The organism is Paenibacillus sp. G2S3, from assembly GCF_030123105.1.
Taxonomy (GTDB): Bacteria; Bacillota; Bacilli; order Paenibacillales; family Paenibacillaceae; genus Paenibacillus_AQ.
The window spans coordinates 5,156,976-5,175,830 of the sequence record NZ_CP126095.1; the positions used below are offsets into that span (position 1 = coordinate 5,156,976).

An 18,855-nucleotide genomic window follows, 5' to 3' on the forward strand; every position below is an offset into this window, starting at 1 on the left:
GTAATGAATAGATTTATAATTTCACAGCATGTCCGCCGTCAAAAAAGTACAGCCAAATCTCGCTGATCGGTTCTCCCAAAATATCATGTAATGCCTTGCTGTATAACTCTAGCTGAAAACGATATTTTTCCTTAAGCGCTTCTAACCCACCCTGATGTTCTAAAACAGAGTCCGTCTTATAGTCTAACAGAATAATCCGGTCCTCTTCGCGGAACAGGCAGTCAATGACCCCTTGGATCAGAACTCCTTCACTAAAGCCTTCATTATTATTTCCATGGCTTAGCTCTGTGACGGCTTTATTCATATAATCGAGCCCTCCATAAGCCTCGCCTGCGGGAAGCATATAACTGAACGGCATTTCTCTAAGCTTCCAAGAAGAATCTATTAATCTACGACCAAGTTCATTCGTATAAAAAGTCTCTATCTGATCGGGGGATACCGCCTCCACCTGCTCAGCAGTTAGAATAGCTAATCTCTGCAAACGGGCTAATGTTTCTTCCACAACCTTAGGATCAACTGAACCCTCCAGTGGAATATGCTGCATAACCGTATGGTAGGCTGTGCCGCGCTCCGCTGGGGTTAGGCTGCGCTTTTCCATAAATTTCGGACGCCGCAAATGAAGACTGTCTGCTCCTGCCACATTTGTACGTTTAATGTTTTCTGTTGAGGTGACAGAGTAGTCACCTTCCTCTAGGAGATCATAAGAAGGCTGGTCCTGCATCGATAACAAAGCTTTTAACTCCGTAACAGAGGTTTTAGCCGGAATACCAGAGGCAGCCGCAAACGGATAAGGCCATTCTAGTCTTCTAGCAATCTCATCGCTATTCACTGATCCATAGACACTTACAGATTCACCTTTTTGCAGCGCCTTGAGTACAGATTGACGCTCTTCTGCTTTTTCCTCTGAGTTATCCGATGGAAGGAACGCCCCCGAATTCAGTTCCGAAGCATTCTGCACACTGATGCTCCAGTTCGAAACATCGCTGTGCAGCACTGTCGAGACAGTACCTTCTGAACCGCCTAGCTTCCGAAGAATAGCCGCCGCCGGATGCCGGATCAATGCTGGTCCAACCCAGTCCAAATAGCTGCGTCCCCGGGCTAGTAAATGATCAGCAAGCAGTAGCTCATCCCGATTCTGCACACTGCTCCAGCTAGCGATTTTCCGCGGTAGATCTCTAACAGTACCTACTAGAATCATCTTATCTCTCGGACGAGTTAAAGCTACATATAATACCCGCATTTCCTCAGCCAATAATTCAAGTCGTGTACGACGATTAATAGCCAAATAAGGTAGAGTTGGGTAGCTGACCCGTGTTTCCCGCTCCACAAAACGTGGCCCGAAGCCGAGCTCTTTGTGCATCAGGAAAGGAGAATGCAAATCCTGCCGATTGAACTGCTTCGCCATACCGGCTATAAAAACAACAGGGAACTCCAAACCTTTGGATTTATGGATGGTCATTATTCTGACCCCATTGCCCTCTTCACCGCCACCACCAGCTACGCCTAGATCTCCACCATTCTCACGAAGCCGTGAAATGAACACTAAGAAACGGAACAACCCACGCGCCGCAGTATCATTCTCAAATTGAACAGCCCGATCATACAAAGCCTTAAGATTGTTCTGGCGCTGCGAGCCTCCAGGTAGTCCTCCAACCCATTCCAGATAACCACTCTCTCCATAAATACGCCAGATCAGTTCACTGAGGCTTCCTTGTCTAGCCGCATCTCTCCAACTTTCAAGCTGTTCTAGGAAATTCTTAAGCTTACGCTTCAACTCTGGGTTGATTTGCGGTACAGCTCCACGTTCTGTCCCCACATCATGAATGCTGCCATCAAAAGAGGCTTCATTAGAAAAGGCATTTATATCAGCGGTGCTAGCGGATTCCATTTCATGAGCCGAGAAAAGATCGTACTCATCTTCAGCTTCTTTTACATCTTGCATGTTCGCTGCCACTTGTACAGCACGATAGAAAGAACCGTGGCTGCACATCCGAACTGTAGCCAGCTCCTCTTCAGATAAACCAACAACAGGTGACCGAAGCACACCAGCGAGCGGAATATCCTGCTGAGGATTATCAACTATTTTTAAGAGTGAGAGTGCAATTTCTACTTCTGTGGCTTCAAAATATCCTTTATTCAGATCTCCGTAAGCAGGAATTCCCTCCATCCGAAGCTCTTCAATGATTAAAGGGGTCCATATTCTCGCCGAACGAAGCAAAATCACGATATCACCATAAATCACTGGGCGCATAATCTTAAGTCCTTTATCATAAATGAGCAACGGAGACCCGCCATTCAAGCCAGTCATCTGTGATATACGCCGAGCAATCGCTCGTGCTTCCAGCTGCGCGGTCTCACTCTCAATAGCTTCGCTTTCCTGAAGTGGCGTCTCACCGTCCTCAGCAGTCTCTTCTACTTTCCCTGCCGCAGCTCCGCGATCGATCAATAGTAGCTCTGGTGCAAAAAAAGTATCTGGCCCCTTTTCTGCTGCACCTGGGAAATTCGCGCCATACACAAGCTCAGCGCGATCGTCATAATTAATCTCCGCCACCGTTTCGTTCATAATCTGCCGAAAAATCATATTTACGGCATTTACAACCTCCATACGACTACGGAAATTACGGGCTAGATCGATAACCGAGCCGCCAGACGGTTCATTAGGCTTTTCAGATAACTCACCTAAGTCGGATTCGCCTACTACATTCCCGTCACCTCCGGCATGGTTCGCGCCAAAGCTACGGTATTTATCCAGGAACAGCCCCGGCTCTGCCAGACGGAACCGATAAATACTTTGCTTCATATCTCCGACCATAAATCGGTTACCAGGTGCTTCACGGGAGATTAACCGTACTATCTCTTCTTGCACACTATTCGTATCCTGATATTCATCTAGCAGCACCTCATCGAATTGAGCACGGTACTCCATCGCTGCGTCTGAAGGCAGGGAATGGCCTGGTAGAGAATCTGGATGGCGTAAAATTTGCAGGCAATAATGCTCCAAATCACTGAAGTCGACTAGACCACGTCCTGCTTTTTCGATTCGATAACGTTCACCGAACGCTATCACCGTCTCAGCAAGTTCTGCCATAAGTGGAGCCGCCTCGTTCAGTTCTCTCAAAAAGACGTCTGCAGGACGGCCAAACAATGCCTTCTGAAGATCTAAAATACTCTTCTTCACACTGTCGCGCAGCTCTTTAACCATCTCCTGCAATCCAGGATCTGTCGAATCCTTCTTACAAGCCTTTAATTTTCCAAAGTATACTTCCATGAAAATATCATATAGTTCTGCCCAGGGCCGTTCGTTTACGGCCTCCTGCAATGTATTTACCATCTCAAGATCAGCCGTCAAATTCTCGGCATAAGGTGCCGGACCGCCCGGCTGTAACGCTATCTCTCGGCCTTGAATAAGCTGACTGGCTGCACCCGCAAGGGTCAGCTTTGCTTCTTCAAGAATACTAAGCACCCATGGTGTTCGACCCAAGCTATCGGTGTCTGGTAATGAGAAATCCGCTGCGGTATCACGAAGCCACTGCTCTGGCCAAGGATGGCTACGGGCATAATCATGCAATCGCTGTATGAGCGCATGCACCGCATCATCACTGCGTTCACCACTAAACCAATCGGCGAGCTGTACAAACACGCTATCCTCGCCATCCACACCGACTTCACCGTATTTTTCCTCTAGCAGCTCTTCCAGCAGCTCCTGCCGCATCATCTCTGCTTCATGTTCGTTCAGGATACGGAAACCGGGATCTATCGGAATAATCTGATAATAACGCCGGATTACTTCCAAACAGAAAGAGTGTAGTGTTGTAATCGAGGCTTTACCTAGCAGAGACAGCTGACGACGCAAATGGTCGTTCTCTCCATTCTCCTCTAGCTCCCGATCAAGTGCTTCCCTGATTCGCTGGCGCATTTCGGCAGCAGCAGCTTTGGTAAACGTAGCTACCAGCAATCTATCTACGCTAAAGCCGTTCTCTTCCTTGCTGATTTTGCGAATAATCCGTTCTACCAGCACAGCCGTCTTACCAGAGCCTGCTGCCGCGGCTACGAGAATATCATCACCGCTCTCAGCGATGGCGCGCCACTGGTCATCACTCCATATGCTCCCTTCCGGTTTCGCTTCTATTTCAGGCTTCATACTCACGGTGTAGTTCCTCCTTTGCGGGACAGCAGATCCCAAATGACGTCCTTCCCTGGCTTACCCAGATTGTTGTAGCCATTGCCTTCCACGGCTTCATCGAACTGGCAGACAGGTCTAAAGGAACAGAAGGTGCAGGCTGTCTCTTGTTGAATTCTGTATGGCTCAATCGCGACATCACCTTCCGTAATGCGTGTCCCGATATCCGAAATTGTTCCTCGAACGGAAGACAGCAAATGGCTCCATTGCTCTGGTGTAGCAACAGAAGCACTGCTATAGAAGCTGCCATCAGCTTTTACTGCTACAGGCACGATAGAAGAATATCCTTTATCTAAAGTTGTATCCATCAGGGATACAACCTCACGATCTGCCGTAAGCAATCCTTTCATCTTGAAGCGTTTCAGCAATTCTTGCTCTGCCTGATCTTTGTTCATCCCGTTAGACGAGGTCAACAATGGGTCATGCACATGGAAATACAGTGTCCCTGCTGGAAGCGCCGGTTGCCCGAGCCATTGCTCCGAGTACGTAAGCAGCACATCCAGATAGGTCAGCATCTGTAGCGATAATCCATAGTACACCTCGTGCAGCTTGAGGTCTTTTTGACTTGATTTATAATCAATTACCCGCAGAAGAATTCCATTCTCTCCACGGGCCATGTCTACACGGTCGATCCGTCCAACAACTTCCATCACACAGCCATTCGGCAGTGTAATTCTTAAAGGAGGCAACTCCTTATCCGGTCCAAAATCCAGCTCCAGCCCTACGGGCTCAAAGCTGCCTCGGCGGGCATGCTCGCCCAGAATCACAGAAGCACGTCCAACAATGTTCTTTAGCTTGCGTGAGATGTATCCGTAACGTTTAGAGCTCATCAGAATTTCACCCTGCAGCATCGGCGATAAACGTTCTACCGTCTCACTTGCCTCACGCCGACACTCCTCTGGAGATAAGCTTCCCCAGCCCCGGCCCTCTTGTTTCAGTCTGACCGCCATATCACTTAACGCAGCATGAAATAGTTGTCCAATATCAGGTGCTTGTAGCTTATATAGCTGCCGTTCCTTCAGTCTAAGTCCATAGGATGCAAAATGAGAGAAGGAGCAAGCAACAAACTTCTCCATCCGGGACACACTGCCTCGCAGTGTCGATCCACCGTACAATCGGAGGCTTGTTCCACGCTTCAGCTTCGTTCCCACGTTACGATAGAACAACGAACTGAGCAGACGTTTCAATTCGAGACTACGAATATCATCAGCAGCGAACCAGTTATACACATCCCACCATAATTCAGGTATCTCCGTCCCCTGACGCCACTGGCGTAGCTGCATAATCAATGCACGAAGACTCTGTTCTGGATGACCAATGTAACCGAGGTGAATGAAATCTCTGACTTCTCCTGGTAGTCCTGCAGGGGGAAGTGCTGCCAAGCTGTGCTCTTGAACACTTGGGAACATTCTATGCAAATGGCGGATTACCTCAGAGGGAAGAAGCGCCTTGCCCTCATCATCAGCAGTGGCGTAGCTAATCCAGAGCTTTCGACTTCCTGTCGTTAGCGCATTATAGATTAAAAACCGCTCGTCCAGCAGTTTACGAGAAGCACCAGGAGCAAGCTCCATACCAGCGTTCTCAAGCACGGAGCGTTCGCCTTCCGAGAGAATTCCATCCTCCTTAAACTGCGCAGGCACAACACCTTCATTAAATCCAAGCAAAAAAGCGTATTTCACTCCCGTTGGTCGAGTCCGATCCATGTTACCAACCAGTACTTGGTCGAGCGCGGGAGGAACAAGTCCCATCTTAAGCTCAGCAAGTCCTGTCTCTAGGACGCCGGTGAACACATCAAATTCCAGTCTTTCGTTGCCCATCATTTCGACGATCTGATCCAGCAGATCAAGCACTGCACCCCACAGCTGACTATGTTCTCTAGCTTTCTCGGGTTGCCCCTTCTCCATAGAACCAACACTAAGTTTCTCCAGCTTTCGAGCAACATCCGTCTCATCAAGCAGCTTGTACACTGCGGTACATAGTTCAAGGCCGCTTCTACTCTTCTGTATTCGTTTCTCAAAAGCAAATAGAGGACCTGTTATACTAGCACGGCATCGCTCCATCGTAGCAAGCAGTTCTTCATCCATCTGTCTGCCGCCTTCCAGCGACAAGCTAGGAATCCCTTTCCATGAACGACCATCCGTCCAGCGATATCCTTGAATCCCACAAGCCAGCACATAGTTCTCTAAAGCATCCATATCCTCACGCGTAATACTACTGTCCATCGGTAGCAAAAGCTCTGTCTTTACACAGCGGAATACATCCTCGAAGCGCCAGCGTCGACGTACCACATCCAATGCGGAACGTACAAACTCTACCAATGGATGGTGCAGCTCATTTACCTTCTGGTCCAGAAAAAATGGCACTCCGTAATCTTGGAACAACGGTTTAATCAGCTGCTCATAATCTCCAATATTACGCATCAATACGGCCATTTCGCCATATTTTGCACCTTCATCTCGCGCCAGTCTGATCATTTCGCGCAGTGCTCCCTCAACCTCTGCTCTGTGAGAAACTGCTGCGCCTATAGATATCGCTTCATTTGCCAGTTCATCCGCACCCATCCAGACCTTCCGGCGGTCATATCCCCGTTCGAGATGAGCAAGAACAGGACTTTCTTCAAAACGTGGAAGAACCGCCGGCTCCAGAAGCTCGTCCCACACATCAATGCCTAGCTCTTCAGCTATTCCACGCAGTTTAATGTAAGTAACCGCAGTTGGGTGAAACAATTCAAGCTCATTCAACTGATCTCCATAGGGATACGAACGATCAAGTGTAAGTGACACGGTCAGCTTCGATGCTTGCTGCATCAATTCACGAAGCACTACGAATTCTTGCGGGGTAAACCCATGGAACCCATCTACCCAAATCTCCGCCCCGCGAATGTAGGAGGATTCAGGAATATGCTCAGCTAGTTCCGCTAAACGATCCTCTTCATCGATGTAGAGACGTGACATCTCCTTCTCTAGATCGCTGAATACCAGCTGTAAATCATCCAGCTTGCCTTCAAGAATAGGACTTCTTGCAATAGCGCCTCGCATTGCGGACAACTGCTCCTCTAAATCGGAGGAAGCCAAACAGCAACGCTTCATCTCCGTATGCAGTTGATTTAGCCGTTCCACAAAACCCGGTCTGTCAGCAGAGGCACCGAACAATTTCAGTTCCTCTTTGCGTCGACTGATGATTTTGTAAATTAGCATCTTTTTACCTTCTTCACTGATCGGCAGACTAGCGCTACCCCCAGTTTCCTGTTTCACTCGATAAGCAAGCCGAGAAAAGCTCAGTGTCTGCGCCCGAATGCTTCCCTTCACATTGCCTACGGTCAGAAGCCCCCGTTCTGCACCAAAGGAACCTTGTTCCGGTACAAGAATAATGATTGGCGCGCCAAGAGGCTCCTTCTCTAATGAAGAGGAGATAGACTCCCATATTTTTGTTGTCTTGCCACTGCCCGATCGGCCTAGTAAAAAGGTTACCGACATAAATGATAGACTCCTTCCGTAGCGGAGAAAATGTATATGAAACAAGGTGAAATACTCACCGTTTGATAATGTTCAAATGAAAAAGTTCAGTCGTTCCTCGTCCCCTCAGTATAGCATAACTGTACAAATCAGAACATGCGTTTGCTAGTATTTTCTAATGATTTACATTAAAAACAGCTACGAAGTGAACCGCATCCAACGTATTTTGGTGACTTGCTGTTTAGTATTTCTAGTTTGTTAATATCCGGTGCGTAACGTTCGATGCTTTCTGTTTGGAGCGTAGAGTTAGGGGTCGGAGGTCGGCGTTCACCATCAACATTCCGCATTCAACACTCAACATTTTTGCTTCTGCTAGCTACACTAATTACTTATGGACTCAGGAGTCACTATTCTTAAATTTTGTGCTGTTTTGGCAACTTTTCGGACTCCAGTGAAGTTATTCTTCACGAAATTGCCCCATCTCAGCTAGTTTGAGATCAATAGCGCCTGTGGAGTCCGCAACGGTCAAAATATTGGCTTTTTTCTCTGTTTAGTGCCATCTGAGTCCTATAGCAACTTCTTCCCTATGAACACCCTAAAGACCAGCCTCGTTACCGCTTATTGTCTAGCTCCCCTACAATTAATCTTTCTGCTGGAATACATTCGGACTCAGGAGTCACTATTCTTGAATTTTGTGCTGTTTTGGCAACTTTTCGGACTCCAGTGAAGCTATTCGTCGCGAAAGTGTCCGATTTCGGCTGGTTGGGGGTCAATAGCGCCTGTGGAGTCCGCAACGGTCAAAATATTGGCTTTTTTCTCTGTTTAGTGCCATCTGAGTCCTATAGCAACTTCTTCCCTATGAACACCCTAAAGACCAGCCTCGTTACCACTTATTCTCTAGCTCTCCCTACTGTTTGGTAAAAATAAAGTGTTAGACTGGAGTCGTTGATTTAACGCGGTTTTTGAATTGAAAAATCGTCAGCTTTTGAAAAATAAGTTTTAGACTGATCCATTAAAAAAAAGCAGCGGCGGACCAAGACTTGATAAATAAAGTCTTAGACTGCCGCTGTTGTCGTTGAACTAACGTTCCCCGTTAGTTCAATCATATCAACTCTGAGATAAACATTGGTGTAGCTCCATCCTCTGTATTAAAGCCAAATTTATTATAGAAATCCTTTGCATGAGGATAAGAAATTAATACTTTTGTTTTACACCCTTTATATCTATCAAGCATTATATTCATCATTTCCTTACCTATACCTATACTCTGATAACTCGGATTAATAAGCATATAATGAAAATATACCGTTAAAACACCATCTGACAAAGCATTTATTAAACCGACAAGCTTTCCTCCTTCCCAAGCGGTAACAATTGAATGAGATCCTCCGATGGCTTGTAAAAGCTCGTTTGGATACTTGCCAGACTCCCATTCTACCGAAAGAAATAACTCTTGAAGTGCATCCTTAGTGATATCCTCTTTGCTTGAAGCGTAATAAATACTCACCCTTATACCTTCCTTTCATAAAACTAACTACGGCACAACATCTGTTTTAAACTCCCATATTTCGATGGTTTTGCAATCCTTACGAAGCCATAAAATAATACCGACAAAGCAATTTCGGATTTATCAAAGTGAATAATCACTTTATTTACCTCAATATACTATTAAAAATATGTATAGAAAATGGATTAACTGAAGTGGAATTTGTATTTATTCACATTAGAGAATTCATGAGAATAATCGGCGAAGTATAACATTCTTGTCCTCAGCCAGGGGTAAGAAACGTGATTCCTTAATCAAAAAAAAGCCGCTAAATTAGCGACTTTCAATCGAACAATTTTCTTTTCCTAAGCCTTTTCCTTTGTATTTATTCTAACATGTGCGTTTCTTAATGAACAGTTGTATCTGATAATCCCACTGCAATATTCCAGTCACAATAATGTTATGAAGAACAAAATCTGGACACACATCGTATTCCGTCTTTGCCCTTTCAAGTAAATTTTTTAATACAGCATTCTTATTCTCTTCGGTACAATTTGCACACAGATAGTCCCCTTCTGGTAGCACAGTCAGCCCCTCTAAAGACGGATATTTCAAGCAAACAGCAAATAATCGTGTTATTCCTTCAGTCGTGAACATTCCCGCCATATCTTCAAACAGAAATTGTGAATGCAGAGACGTTTCAATTTGTTGATAGAAATGTCTGTGATAGTCCCATAAATTCTTAAGTGTGGGGCTGTCCATTTTATTCGAAAGCATAATTACCCTTTCCTCTATGTGTCTGACAAAGTAATTTTCACTTTGACTATAACCATTGTGGAACTTATTTTCATAATGTAGATAGGCACGTTTAATTTTTGATTTTGCATACTGCAGACGAGCAATTTTATCGTCTGCTCTTTTTTCTGCCTGTTTTAGAAATGCAATTACTTTAGAGAGATCATTCTGCTGCAAAATATCTTTAATATCCATTAAAGTAAGATCCATTGCTTTAAGCAGTTCAATGGTTTGCAGCTTTACGAGCTCCTGCTCGGAATAGTATCGATATCCCGACAATTCATCTTTATGGCATGGCTTGACTAATCCAATACGATCATAGTGCCGCAAGGTCTCACTGGTCATCTCTACGATCTCTGCTGCTTGCTTAATTGTAAAATAGTTGTTCATATCTACCCTCTTGACCTTTTTGTAACACAAAAGTTTATGATGATTAAAACATATGCGACTGATAAACGCAACGAAATACAAAAATGAATTTATTACCAGAGAGGAAGGCAAAAATGATAGAACTAAATCATGTATCAAAGGATTATCAAAAAGCATTTTTCCTTAAGGACTTTACGTTAAAGATTGAGACCTGTGGTATTTACTCCTAGCTATTACCGCAGTATTGGTATCTATGGTGAATACATTTATCCATCTGGTAGTTGACCCCATCAATAAGACACAAATCATAGTCAATCTGCTTGAACTTTGCGGCTGGTGGGAAAATGGTGTAATCCTTGCATTTCCTCAGTAGTTTGCCTTTTTGCTATTGACGGCTATATTCCTGCATGTATTGCTGTCTAGGCAGTCATATTTGGGTAGACTTTTTCAAGATCATTATGTTCAACTCTAATGCTTTGTTGCATATCGGAATTTGTCTGCGTAGCAGCTTAAGATTGGCATTCATAGGACTGGCTATATTAAAAAGAAAATGATTTAACGAAGGAGCATTTTATAATGAAAAGTACTGCAAAAAAATTACTAACTACTATAGGCATATTGGTGACACTATTGATATCATTGGCAGGATGTTCCTCCGACTCCACTTCCATGGAGGAAAAAAATTACGTCATCCCTGCCCAAAAGATTGATACCTTAACAATTGATGTAAAGGACAAAAAAATAAATATCCTCCAATCTAAAGATGAACAAATTCATATTGTTTACTATGAAAGTGAGAAAGATTTTTACAAGATTGATCTATCTGACGATAAAGAACTGTCAATGGTAAGTGATAGTAATAAGGAATGGAACGACTATATCGGAGGAAAAAGCTCGCAAGTAACCAGAACTATTCAGGTATGGATACCTGATGCAACTTTAAAAAATTTGACTTTAAAAACATCAAATGAAAGTATTGTATTACCAACAATCGTGTTTTTAGGGACAGTGGAAGTAAACATAAATAACGGAAATATCCAGCTGGACAAATTGAATGTAGGGACTGCTATAACCCTTAAAACAAAAAACGGAAATATTAGCGGTTCAATTCTAGGGTCATATGATGATTTCGCGATCTTAAGCAAGGTAAAGAAAGGAGATAGCAATTTGCCTGCCAATAAAGAGAATGGTTCGAAAAAATTATCTGCTTATACAAATAACGGCGATATTACCTTACAATTTTCTGAGTAGCCAGTAGTTAAATATTAGCTCGTATGAAGTCAGATACAATATTGAAAGGGATAACCCCTGTTTCACTTTTGAAACCTCTGGTCCTACCTCTTCGACTATTCCACCGGCCTATGACCGATAAAATATCCCTCTTGTATGGAAAATCACCTTGATAAAGTTGTTGATCCGACCCGTAAATCAATTATCTTATGATGTACCCGAGGGCCAAAATTAAGCTTGATCGTGACTTCCATCAAAATAAAGTATAAGTCGCATTACAGCGGCTTATACCTTCATGTTTTTGTTTGACTGTCTTGAACCATCCTTTGGACTGAATGTATCCGATGCATATAAAAAGTACTACTATCGATATAATTAAAATAATACCGTATATTGGATATTCAAACGATCCTGCCAGTTAGCTTAATGAAGCATCGTCAGTCTAATACTTTATTAAGTCTAAAACTTTATTTTCTTTTGACACCTACAATTAACCTTACTGCTGAATTACATTCGGACTCAGGAGTCGCTATTCATGAATTTAGTGTTGTTTTGGCAACTTTTCGGACTCCAGTGAAGCTATTCGTCGCGAAAATCCCCCATCTCGGCCAGTTTGGGGCCAATAGCGCCTGTGGAGTCCGTAACGGTTCAAATATTGGCTTTTTTCGCCGTTTAGTGTCTTCTGAGTCCAATAACAGCTTCTTCCCTATGAACACCCTAAAGAGCACCTCGTTACCGCTTAATGTCTAGCTCCCCTAAATTTAATCTTACTGCTGAATTACATTCGGACTCAGGAGTCGCTATTCATGAATTTAGTGTTGTTTTGGCAACTTTTCGGACTCCAGTGAAGCTATTCGTCGCGAAAGTCCCCCATCTCGGCTAGTTTGGGGTCAATAGCGCCTGTGGAGTCCGCAACGATCAAAATCCAAGCTTTTTTCGCTGTTTAGTATCATCTGAGTCCTATAGCAACTGCTTCCCTTATGAACACCCTAAAGAGCACCTCGTTACCGCTTAATGTCCAGCTCCCCTAAATTTAATCTTACTGCTGAATTACATTCGGACTCAGGAGTCGCTATTCATGAATTTCGTGCTGTTTTGGCAACTTTTCGGACTCCAGTGAAGCTATTCATCGCGAAAGTCCCCCATCTCGGCTAGTTTGGGGTCAATAGCGCCTGTGGAGTCCGCAACAATCAAAATCCAGGCTTTTTTCGCTGTTTAGTATCATCTGAGTCCTATAGCAACTTCGTCCCTTATGAACACCCTAAAGACCAGCCTCGTTACCGCCTATCATCTAGCTCCTCCTACAATAAACCAGCCTCGTTCCCATTTGTCGACCAGCCACTCACCTCATCTCAACAGCTCCACAGTAGCGGACCTACCTTGTTAATCCCGAATCCTACTCTTCTTAGAACATAGCAAAAAATCCGTAAAAGGAATCCTTGTTAAGGACTCCTTTTACGGATCAACATTCATTGTCTATATGAACAGCCAGCTTATTTCTTACTACGCACTTCAAAAATCGCAAACTTCAGATAATGTCCTTCGTTAACGCCTAGAATCTGTGGATGGTCTTTGCCTGCGGCACGCCATTCCACAAGTCTCAATACTTTACCAGCATCTTTAGCTGCATCTGCAATCGTTTCAAGGAACAGATCCGGCTGCATGTGGTAGGAACAACTTGCGGTAACCAAATACCCACCTTCGTTCACCAGCTTCATGCCATGCAGATTAATATCTTTGTAACCACGACAAGCACCTGCTACTGCGCTTTTAGTTTTCGCAAACGCTGGAGGGTCTAGGATAACTACATCCCAAGTTCTACCTCCACCTGCTGTCATCGGCTTGGAGGTATCCGTTTTAGTTGCTTTGCCTCCGGATTTAGCATTTGTAGTCGCTACTGTTGATTCCGTTCCGCTTGCAATCGTCGCCCGCTCCGAACGTTCCTCCAGTCCTTTAACCTGATTACGCAGGTAGGCAAAAGCATCATCCACTACAAACTCCACTCGGTCACTAAAGCCATTCAGCTCTACATTGACCTTGGCACTCTCTATAGCATGAGCGGAAACGTCAAGGCAGGTTACTTTTTTGGCGCCATATTTGCATGCATGCAGAGTGAAGCTGCCTGTGTGTGAGAAGCATTCCAGCACTGTAGCACCATCCCAATAAGGGAAGGTTACGTGTTTACCACTCTTATTTACTGGCAAAGTCTGTAGCGAGCCATCTTCTGCTTCGATTTCTTGCAGTGTAATGCCGCTTCGTCCACCCCAGCCCTTCATGAGTGGCGCAATGGATGCTCTATTTTCACGCTGATCAAAGAAATATCCTGTCTTCTGGCCCTCTTCGATATCTACTACCAGCTTCAGGTCATTCTCACTTACGGTAACATGCCGTGGGCATTCCCCGTATAGCACACCTGTAGTCTGCTCCAACCCTTCCAGTTCGCGCACGCTAACATCACTGCGTTCATAAATACCACGCGGTGCCATAACCTGTACAAGTGCTTCAACAATCTCTGTACGGCACTTGTCCATTCCGAGTGTAAGGAGCTGCACAACCAGAATATCCCCGAACCGATCTACAATAAGCCCAGGTAAAAAGTCCGCCTCACCATAAACCAATCGATATGCGTCTGCCCCAGGAAGGAAACGTTCTCTATGTTGCAGACAATTTGTAAACCGTTCTACGAAAAAGGCAGTGTCCATGATAGACAAAGGTCCCTGTGATACAATTCTCACCCGAATCTGTGACGCTGGATTGTAATATCCTACAGCCAGAAAGCGACCTTGATGATTAAGTACATCCACTAATCCCCCTGCTTCTGGGTTTCCTTCTACTGATGCAACTTCACCTGCAAAGACCCATGGATGGCCCTGTTCCAGTCTTTTTTTGCGATTGCGTTCTAAAATAACCGATGCCAATGACTTCAACTCCCTGTTTTTCTAAAAATGATTTTATACATGTCCTACACGTTACTTTCATATATTGGTGTACAACCCTCGTCCAAAGGAGTATGCCCTATGTTCCGTGATCTGCTGTTCCCTATTATATATGGTCTTGTTATCTTTCTGGCTGGCATGAAGCTAATGGAAACAGCGTTGTCCAAGCTTGCGGGCCCTCTGTTAACTACAAGCCTGAATAAGGCTACCTCTACACCTATCAAAGGCTTGATCGCAAGCAGTGTACTGTCAGCCTTGCTTCAGAGCAGCACGGCAGTAACTGTACTCACGATCGGCATGGTGAATGCCGGCCTGCTTACCTATGCTCGTACTCTCGGTATTATCTTAGGTAGCAACATCGGTACCACTTTGACCACCGAACTGATCGGGCTTCAGATCAATTCCATGGCCTCACCACTGCTGGCTGCCTCGCTGAGTCTGTGGGCAGCGGCTGTCATTGCTGGTGAGCTACCGCCGTATACATCACGGATTGCTGCACTCTCCCGAAAAATAGCAGAGCCGCTGCAATTCATCAGCCTGGCTGTATCAGGATTCGCCCTAGTCTTATGGGGAATCGCAGTCATGCAGTCCATCGGCGGGACACTTCAGGAGAGTGGCCTATTCCTCTGGTTCCTGAATCATGCTGCCACAAGTGTCCTGTGGGGACTCGCGGCTGGCGCCTGCCTAACAGCCCTGCTACATAGTAGCGCTGCGGTCATTGCCATGGCTATGAGCATTGCCGCGTCGGGTGCCATGCCCCCAGAGCTCGGCATAGCCATCGTGCTCGGTGCCAACGTCGGCACCTGCTTCACAGCAGTCATCGCTTCCATCGGTGGCTCGTCTTCCGGCGTCTTCGTCGCTTGGTCGCATGTAGCTCTTAACATTGGCGGTGCGCTGCTCTTCCTGCCACTTATCGGACCTTTGCAAGCAGCAGTTATCTGGATCGGCGGGGGCCCCGCTTCACAAATTGCCCATGCCCAGACTATTTTTAATATCATCTGCTCGCTAATTGCACTCCCATTATGTTACCTGCCTGTATGGTCAAGACTGGAGAAACGTCTTCAATCGTAACGATATACTGTAACGCCTGATCCCAAACTTTCCACAACTGTACTATTATACTTCAATCGAAAATATTATAAAACCGCGATCCATCGTAAAAAGTGATTACCGTCGAAGATATTGCGATCAGAGCGAATAAGATCAAAGCAATATAGTCGTTTCTTGAGAAAGGACGACTACTGTACCAAGTCCGTTTACTCTTAGTTCCGAAGCCACGTAACTCCATAGCCGTACTAATATTCTCAATTCGCTCAATGCTAGTCAGAATTAAGGGCATAAGAATCGAAATGATATTTTTAAGCCGCTTAGGCAGCTTTTCTTTTCGAGAGATGTCTATTCCACGTGCCTGAGCAGAGAAAGATATATTCTCATAATCTCTTTGGATATCCGGAATGTACCGCAGCGCAAGCGATACAGAATATGCAACTTTATAATTCACACCAATCCGGTTTAAGGAGGCTGCGAATTCACTAGGATGTGTCGTTAGAAGGAACAACAGTGCCATTGGAATGACTACCGCATACTTAAGGGCAATATTGAATTGATAGAATAGCTGCTCCCCTGTAACGGTATACCGACCTACAAGATGAACAATATCATGACGTGAACCGTAGACCTTTACACCTTCCAATGGAGAAAAAATAAAGATGGCTATATGATTAAGCACAAAGAAAATCAAAATAAAATATAGTACGAAGGCATAATCCTGAAATTGAACTTTAGAGACTCTAAAGGCAATCAAACTAAATAATAGCATCACTATTAGACATCTTGTATCATATGTAATCATCCCTGTCACAGACCACACTATAAATAAAATCAGCTTAGTGGCGCCTGTAAGACGGTGAATGGGTGAATCCTGCTTCGTAAAAGTTAACATTGTGGCCTTCATCCGCCCCGGCTCCTCCTATCGTATGCAATAAATCTTCTTACGAACTCTTCTGGCTGACCCAATTGGGCTTTCATTGCCAGTGTAAAAAGTGAAGTTTCCTTCAAGTTTGCATTCCTCACAACTTCTATATTGGTTAATACTCGCTCAGGGCTGTCATCCGCAAGCTTCACCCCATCAGACAACACCACAGCTCTATCGGCATATTCCAGCATGAGATGCATATCATGCGTGATCATAATGACCGTCATCCCCTGCTCCCTTAACGTAAGAAGGAATTCCATCATATCGTTATAATGTCTGTAATCCTGAGCTGCAGTCGGCTCATCCAATATGATAACTTCCGGCTCCAGAATCATAATAGACGCAATAGTAACACGTTTCTTCTGACCATAGCTAAGTGCTGAGATGGGCCAGCTACGAAAAGCATATAGACCGCATATCTTCAAAACATGATGCACTCGCTCACGAATAAGCTCCTCAGACACCCCTCGTAATTTAAGGCCTAGCGCAACCTCATCATATAAAAGCGTCTTAGAAATCATATGATTAGGATTCTGCATCACGAAACCAATCCGCTCTGCCCGCTCCTTAATCGTATCCTTGGCAATATCCCTTCCGTTCATCAGTATTGATCCGGAGGTAGGCTTATAAAATCCACAGATAAGCTTAGATACCGTGGATTTCCCTGCCCCATTTCGCCCGGCTATACAGATCATTTCTCCTTTATTAACAAGAAGGTTAAGCTTATGAAGCACTGGCCGATTCTTCTCATAACTGAATGAAACATCTCGTAGCTCAAGGATTGGTAGACTCTCATGTTTATCCTGCTGCGAATTATGGTTATCATTCCAGTACTCAAGCTTGCTGGAGCAAGAATCCAGCCGAATTTCATCTATATGCTGTGGATTCATATCTGATGTAATCGTACATCCTGCATACTTTAAAGCCGTTAAATAGAGAGGTTCCCGAATACCTACTTCTGAAAGCAGATCAGTGCTTAACAGCTCAGCAGCTGACATATCCGCCGCAACACGTCCGTCATGAATCACAATAATGCGGTCCACCGCACGGTGAAGTACTTCCTCGAGTCTGTGCTCGATAATAATAACCGTTTTACCAGTCTCTTTTTGCACTCGATCAATGAGCTCTATCGCTTTTGTGCCTGTATAAGGATCTAAGTTTGCCAAAGGCTCATCAAACAGCAGGATGTCCACATCACCAACTAGAACGCCAGCTAAGGTCGTTTTCTGCTTCTGACCGCCTGATAATTCCTGAGGTGAAGATCCCAAATATTCGTGGATATCCACCGCAGTTGCCGCAGCCAATACCTTTTCTATCATCTCGATCTGCTGAACCGCGTGATTCTCCAAACTGAAGGCGATATCCTCTCCAACCGTTAATCCAACAAACTGTCCGTCTGGGTCCTGCAATACTGTTCCTACCTGATCAGACAACGCTGCAATACTTAGTTCTGTCTGCTCCACACCCATAATTCGCAATGACCCAGACATTTCACCTTTATATGCAAAAGGGATGAGTCCGTTTATACAATGAGCTAGTGTACTTTTTCCAGATCCAGAGGGTCCCACGATAAGTACCTTCTCTCCTTCGGCAATCGTTAAGTTGATACCTGTGAGTGTAGGTTCCTGCTGGGCTCGATATTGAAAACTGAAATCCTTAAATTCAATCACTGCTTTTCTCATCCTTGACCTTCCTCTTGGCTTCGTTTGAAGATATTTACATTCATTATATGTTTTATAGCCATGAAAAAGCCGGTGATCTCCACCGGCTTTTGGTTTGGATTATATGCTACTCAGGCTTCTCTGGTCAAGCTACCTTGCTTCGTTCTTGTCTTAGCATATGCAATTGCAAGTAGAGAACCAATCACTGCCACAGTGACTATATTAGATGCTCCGGCGATAAGTCCTTGTGTGAATACTTTATTCGCTGGTTCCGCATAGATTAGAATATCCAGTACAGGTGCTACCAAGAACCAGGCGATTGCGTTCGCTACAATCTGGGCCAAATTAAAACGAATCAGTTCCTTTCGTCCGAACTCCCCATCATGAATCCCGATTCTAGCCACTAGCAGACCAACGACGAGCCCAACGATTCCAGATGCGATCACCCAACTGAACCAAGGGGATCCATAAAAAATCGCATCCTTCAGTGTATGTCCAATTAAACCAATGAGCAATCCGGCAAACGGACCGTACAACAGTGCGAACAATGCCAGTAAAGCGTATGTAGTCTCAATGTTAGTGTTTGGAATTCCGGATGGAATTGAACCGAACCTGCCCAATATAACGAATAAAGCAGAACCGATGCCAATCGCAACAATGGTCTTGATCGATAACACCTTTTGTTTTGCCATTTTTTCATCTCCCCCAACGCGTCTTCTTTATTTTATGTGATTATACATCGGAATAGTCGGAATTACTATAGAATAA

At 44.7% G+C, this 18,855-nt stretch carries 11 protein-coding genes; 3 read left to right on the forward strand and 8 right to left on the reverse strand.

The window, feature by feature from the left end; translation table 11 throughout:
* Positions 1–13: 13 nt before the first annotated feature.
* The 4 genes from QNH28_RS22730 to QNH28_RS22745 all read right to left on the reverse strand — a co-directional run bounded on the left by QNH28_RS22730 (position 14) and on the right by QNH28_RS22745 (position 10,306).
* The gene (locus QNH28_RS22730) at positions 14–4,141 is read right to left on the reverse strand and encodes a UvrD-helicase domain-containing protein (protein ID WP_283912241.1); all 4,128 of its coding nucleotides are present in this window, start codon (positions 4,139–4,141) and stop codon (positions 14–16) included.
* Positions 4,142–4,143: 2 nt separating this feature from the next.
* Positions 4,144–7,656, reverse strand: coding sequence for a helicase-exonuclease AddAB subunit AddB (addB, locus tag QNH28_RS22735; protein WP_283908653.1), 3,513 nt, complete (start codon positions 7,654–7,656; stop codon positions 4,144–4,146).
* 1,081 nt (positions 7,657–8,737) lie between these two features.
* A complete protein-coding gene (locus QNH28_RS22740; protein ID WP_283908654.1) occupies positions 8,738–9,142 on the reverse strand; it encodes a GNAT family N-acetyltransferase in 405 nt (134 codons plus the stop codon).
* 369 nt (positions 9,143–9,511) lie between these two features.
* Entirely contained in the window at positions 9,512–10,306 is a 795-nt protein-coding gene (locus QNH28_RS22745; protein WP_283908655.1) for a MerR family transcriptional regulator, read from the reverse strand.
* 555 nt (positions 10,307–10,861) lie between these two features.
* Here QNH28_RS22745 and QNH28_RS22750 point away from each other — a divergent pair.
* A complete protein-coding gene (locus QNH28_RS22750; protein WP_283908656.1) occupies positions 10,862–11,536 on the forward strand; it encodes a DUF4097 family beta strand repeat-containing protein in 675 nt (224 codons plus the stop codon).
* A 372-nt stretch (positions 11,537–11,908) separates the two neighbouring features.
* Positions 11,909–12,265, forward strand: coding sequence for a hypothetical protein (locus QNH28_RS22755; protein WP_283908657.1), 357 nt, complete (start codon positions 11,909–11,911; stop codon positions 12,263–12,265).
* A 743-nt stretch (positions 12,266–13,008) separates the two neighbouring features.
* On the opposite strand, the gene QNH28_RS22760 is transcribed toward QNH28_RS22755, so the two are convergent.
* The gene (locus tag QNH28_RS22760; protein WP_283908658.1) at positions 13,009–14,433 is read right to left on the reverse strand and encodes a class I SAM-dependent rRNA methyltransferase; all 1,425 of its coding nucleotides are present in this window, start codon (positions 14,431–14,433) and stop codon (positions 13,009–13,011) included.
* Between the two features lie 99 nt (positions 14,434–14,532).
* Here QNH28_RS22760 and QNH28_RS22765 point away from each other — a divergent pair, with 99 nt between their 5' ends.
* Positions 14,533–15,522 carry a Na/Pi cotransporter family protein gene (locus tag QNH28_RS22765; protein WP_283908659.1) on the forward strand — a complete coding sequence of 330 codons (990 nt, stop codon included), beginning with the start codon at positions 14,533–14,535 and terminating at the stop codon, positions 15,520–15,522.
* Positions 15,523–15,574: 52 nt separating this feature from the next.
* Here QNH28_RS22765 and QNH28_RS22770 read toward each other — a convergent pair whose 3' ends face one another.
* The 3 genes from QNH28_RS22770 to QNH28_RS22780 form a co-directional block, all read right to left on the reverse strand.
* The gene (locus QNH28_RS22770) at positions 15,575–16,405 is read right to left on the reverse strand and encodes an energy-coupling factor transporter transmembrane component T family protein (protein ID WP_283908660.1); all 831 of its coding nucleotides are present in this window, start codon (positions 16,403–16,405) and stop codon (positions 15,575–15,577) included.
* Positions 16,402–18,108, reverse strand: a complete 1,707-nt coding sequence (locus tag QNH28_RS22775) for an ABC transporter ATP-binding protein (RefSeq protein ID WP_283908661.1) — start codon at positions 18,106–18,108, stop codon at positions 16,402–16,404. Before QNH28_RS22775 ends, QNH28_RS22770 begins: the two co-directional genes overlap by 4 nt.
* A gap of 110 nt (positions 18,109–18,218) precedes the next feature.
* Entirely contained in the window at positions 18,219–18,779 is a 561-nt protein-coding gene (locus QNH28_RS22780; RefSeq protein WP_042190972.1) for an ECF-type riboflavin transporter substrate-binding protein, read from the reverse strand.
* Positions 18,780–18,855 lie beyond the last annotated feature (76 nt).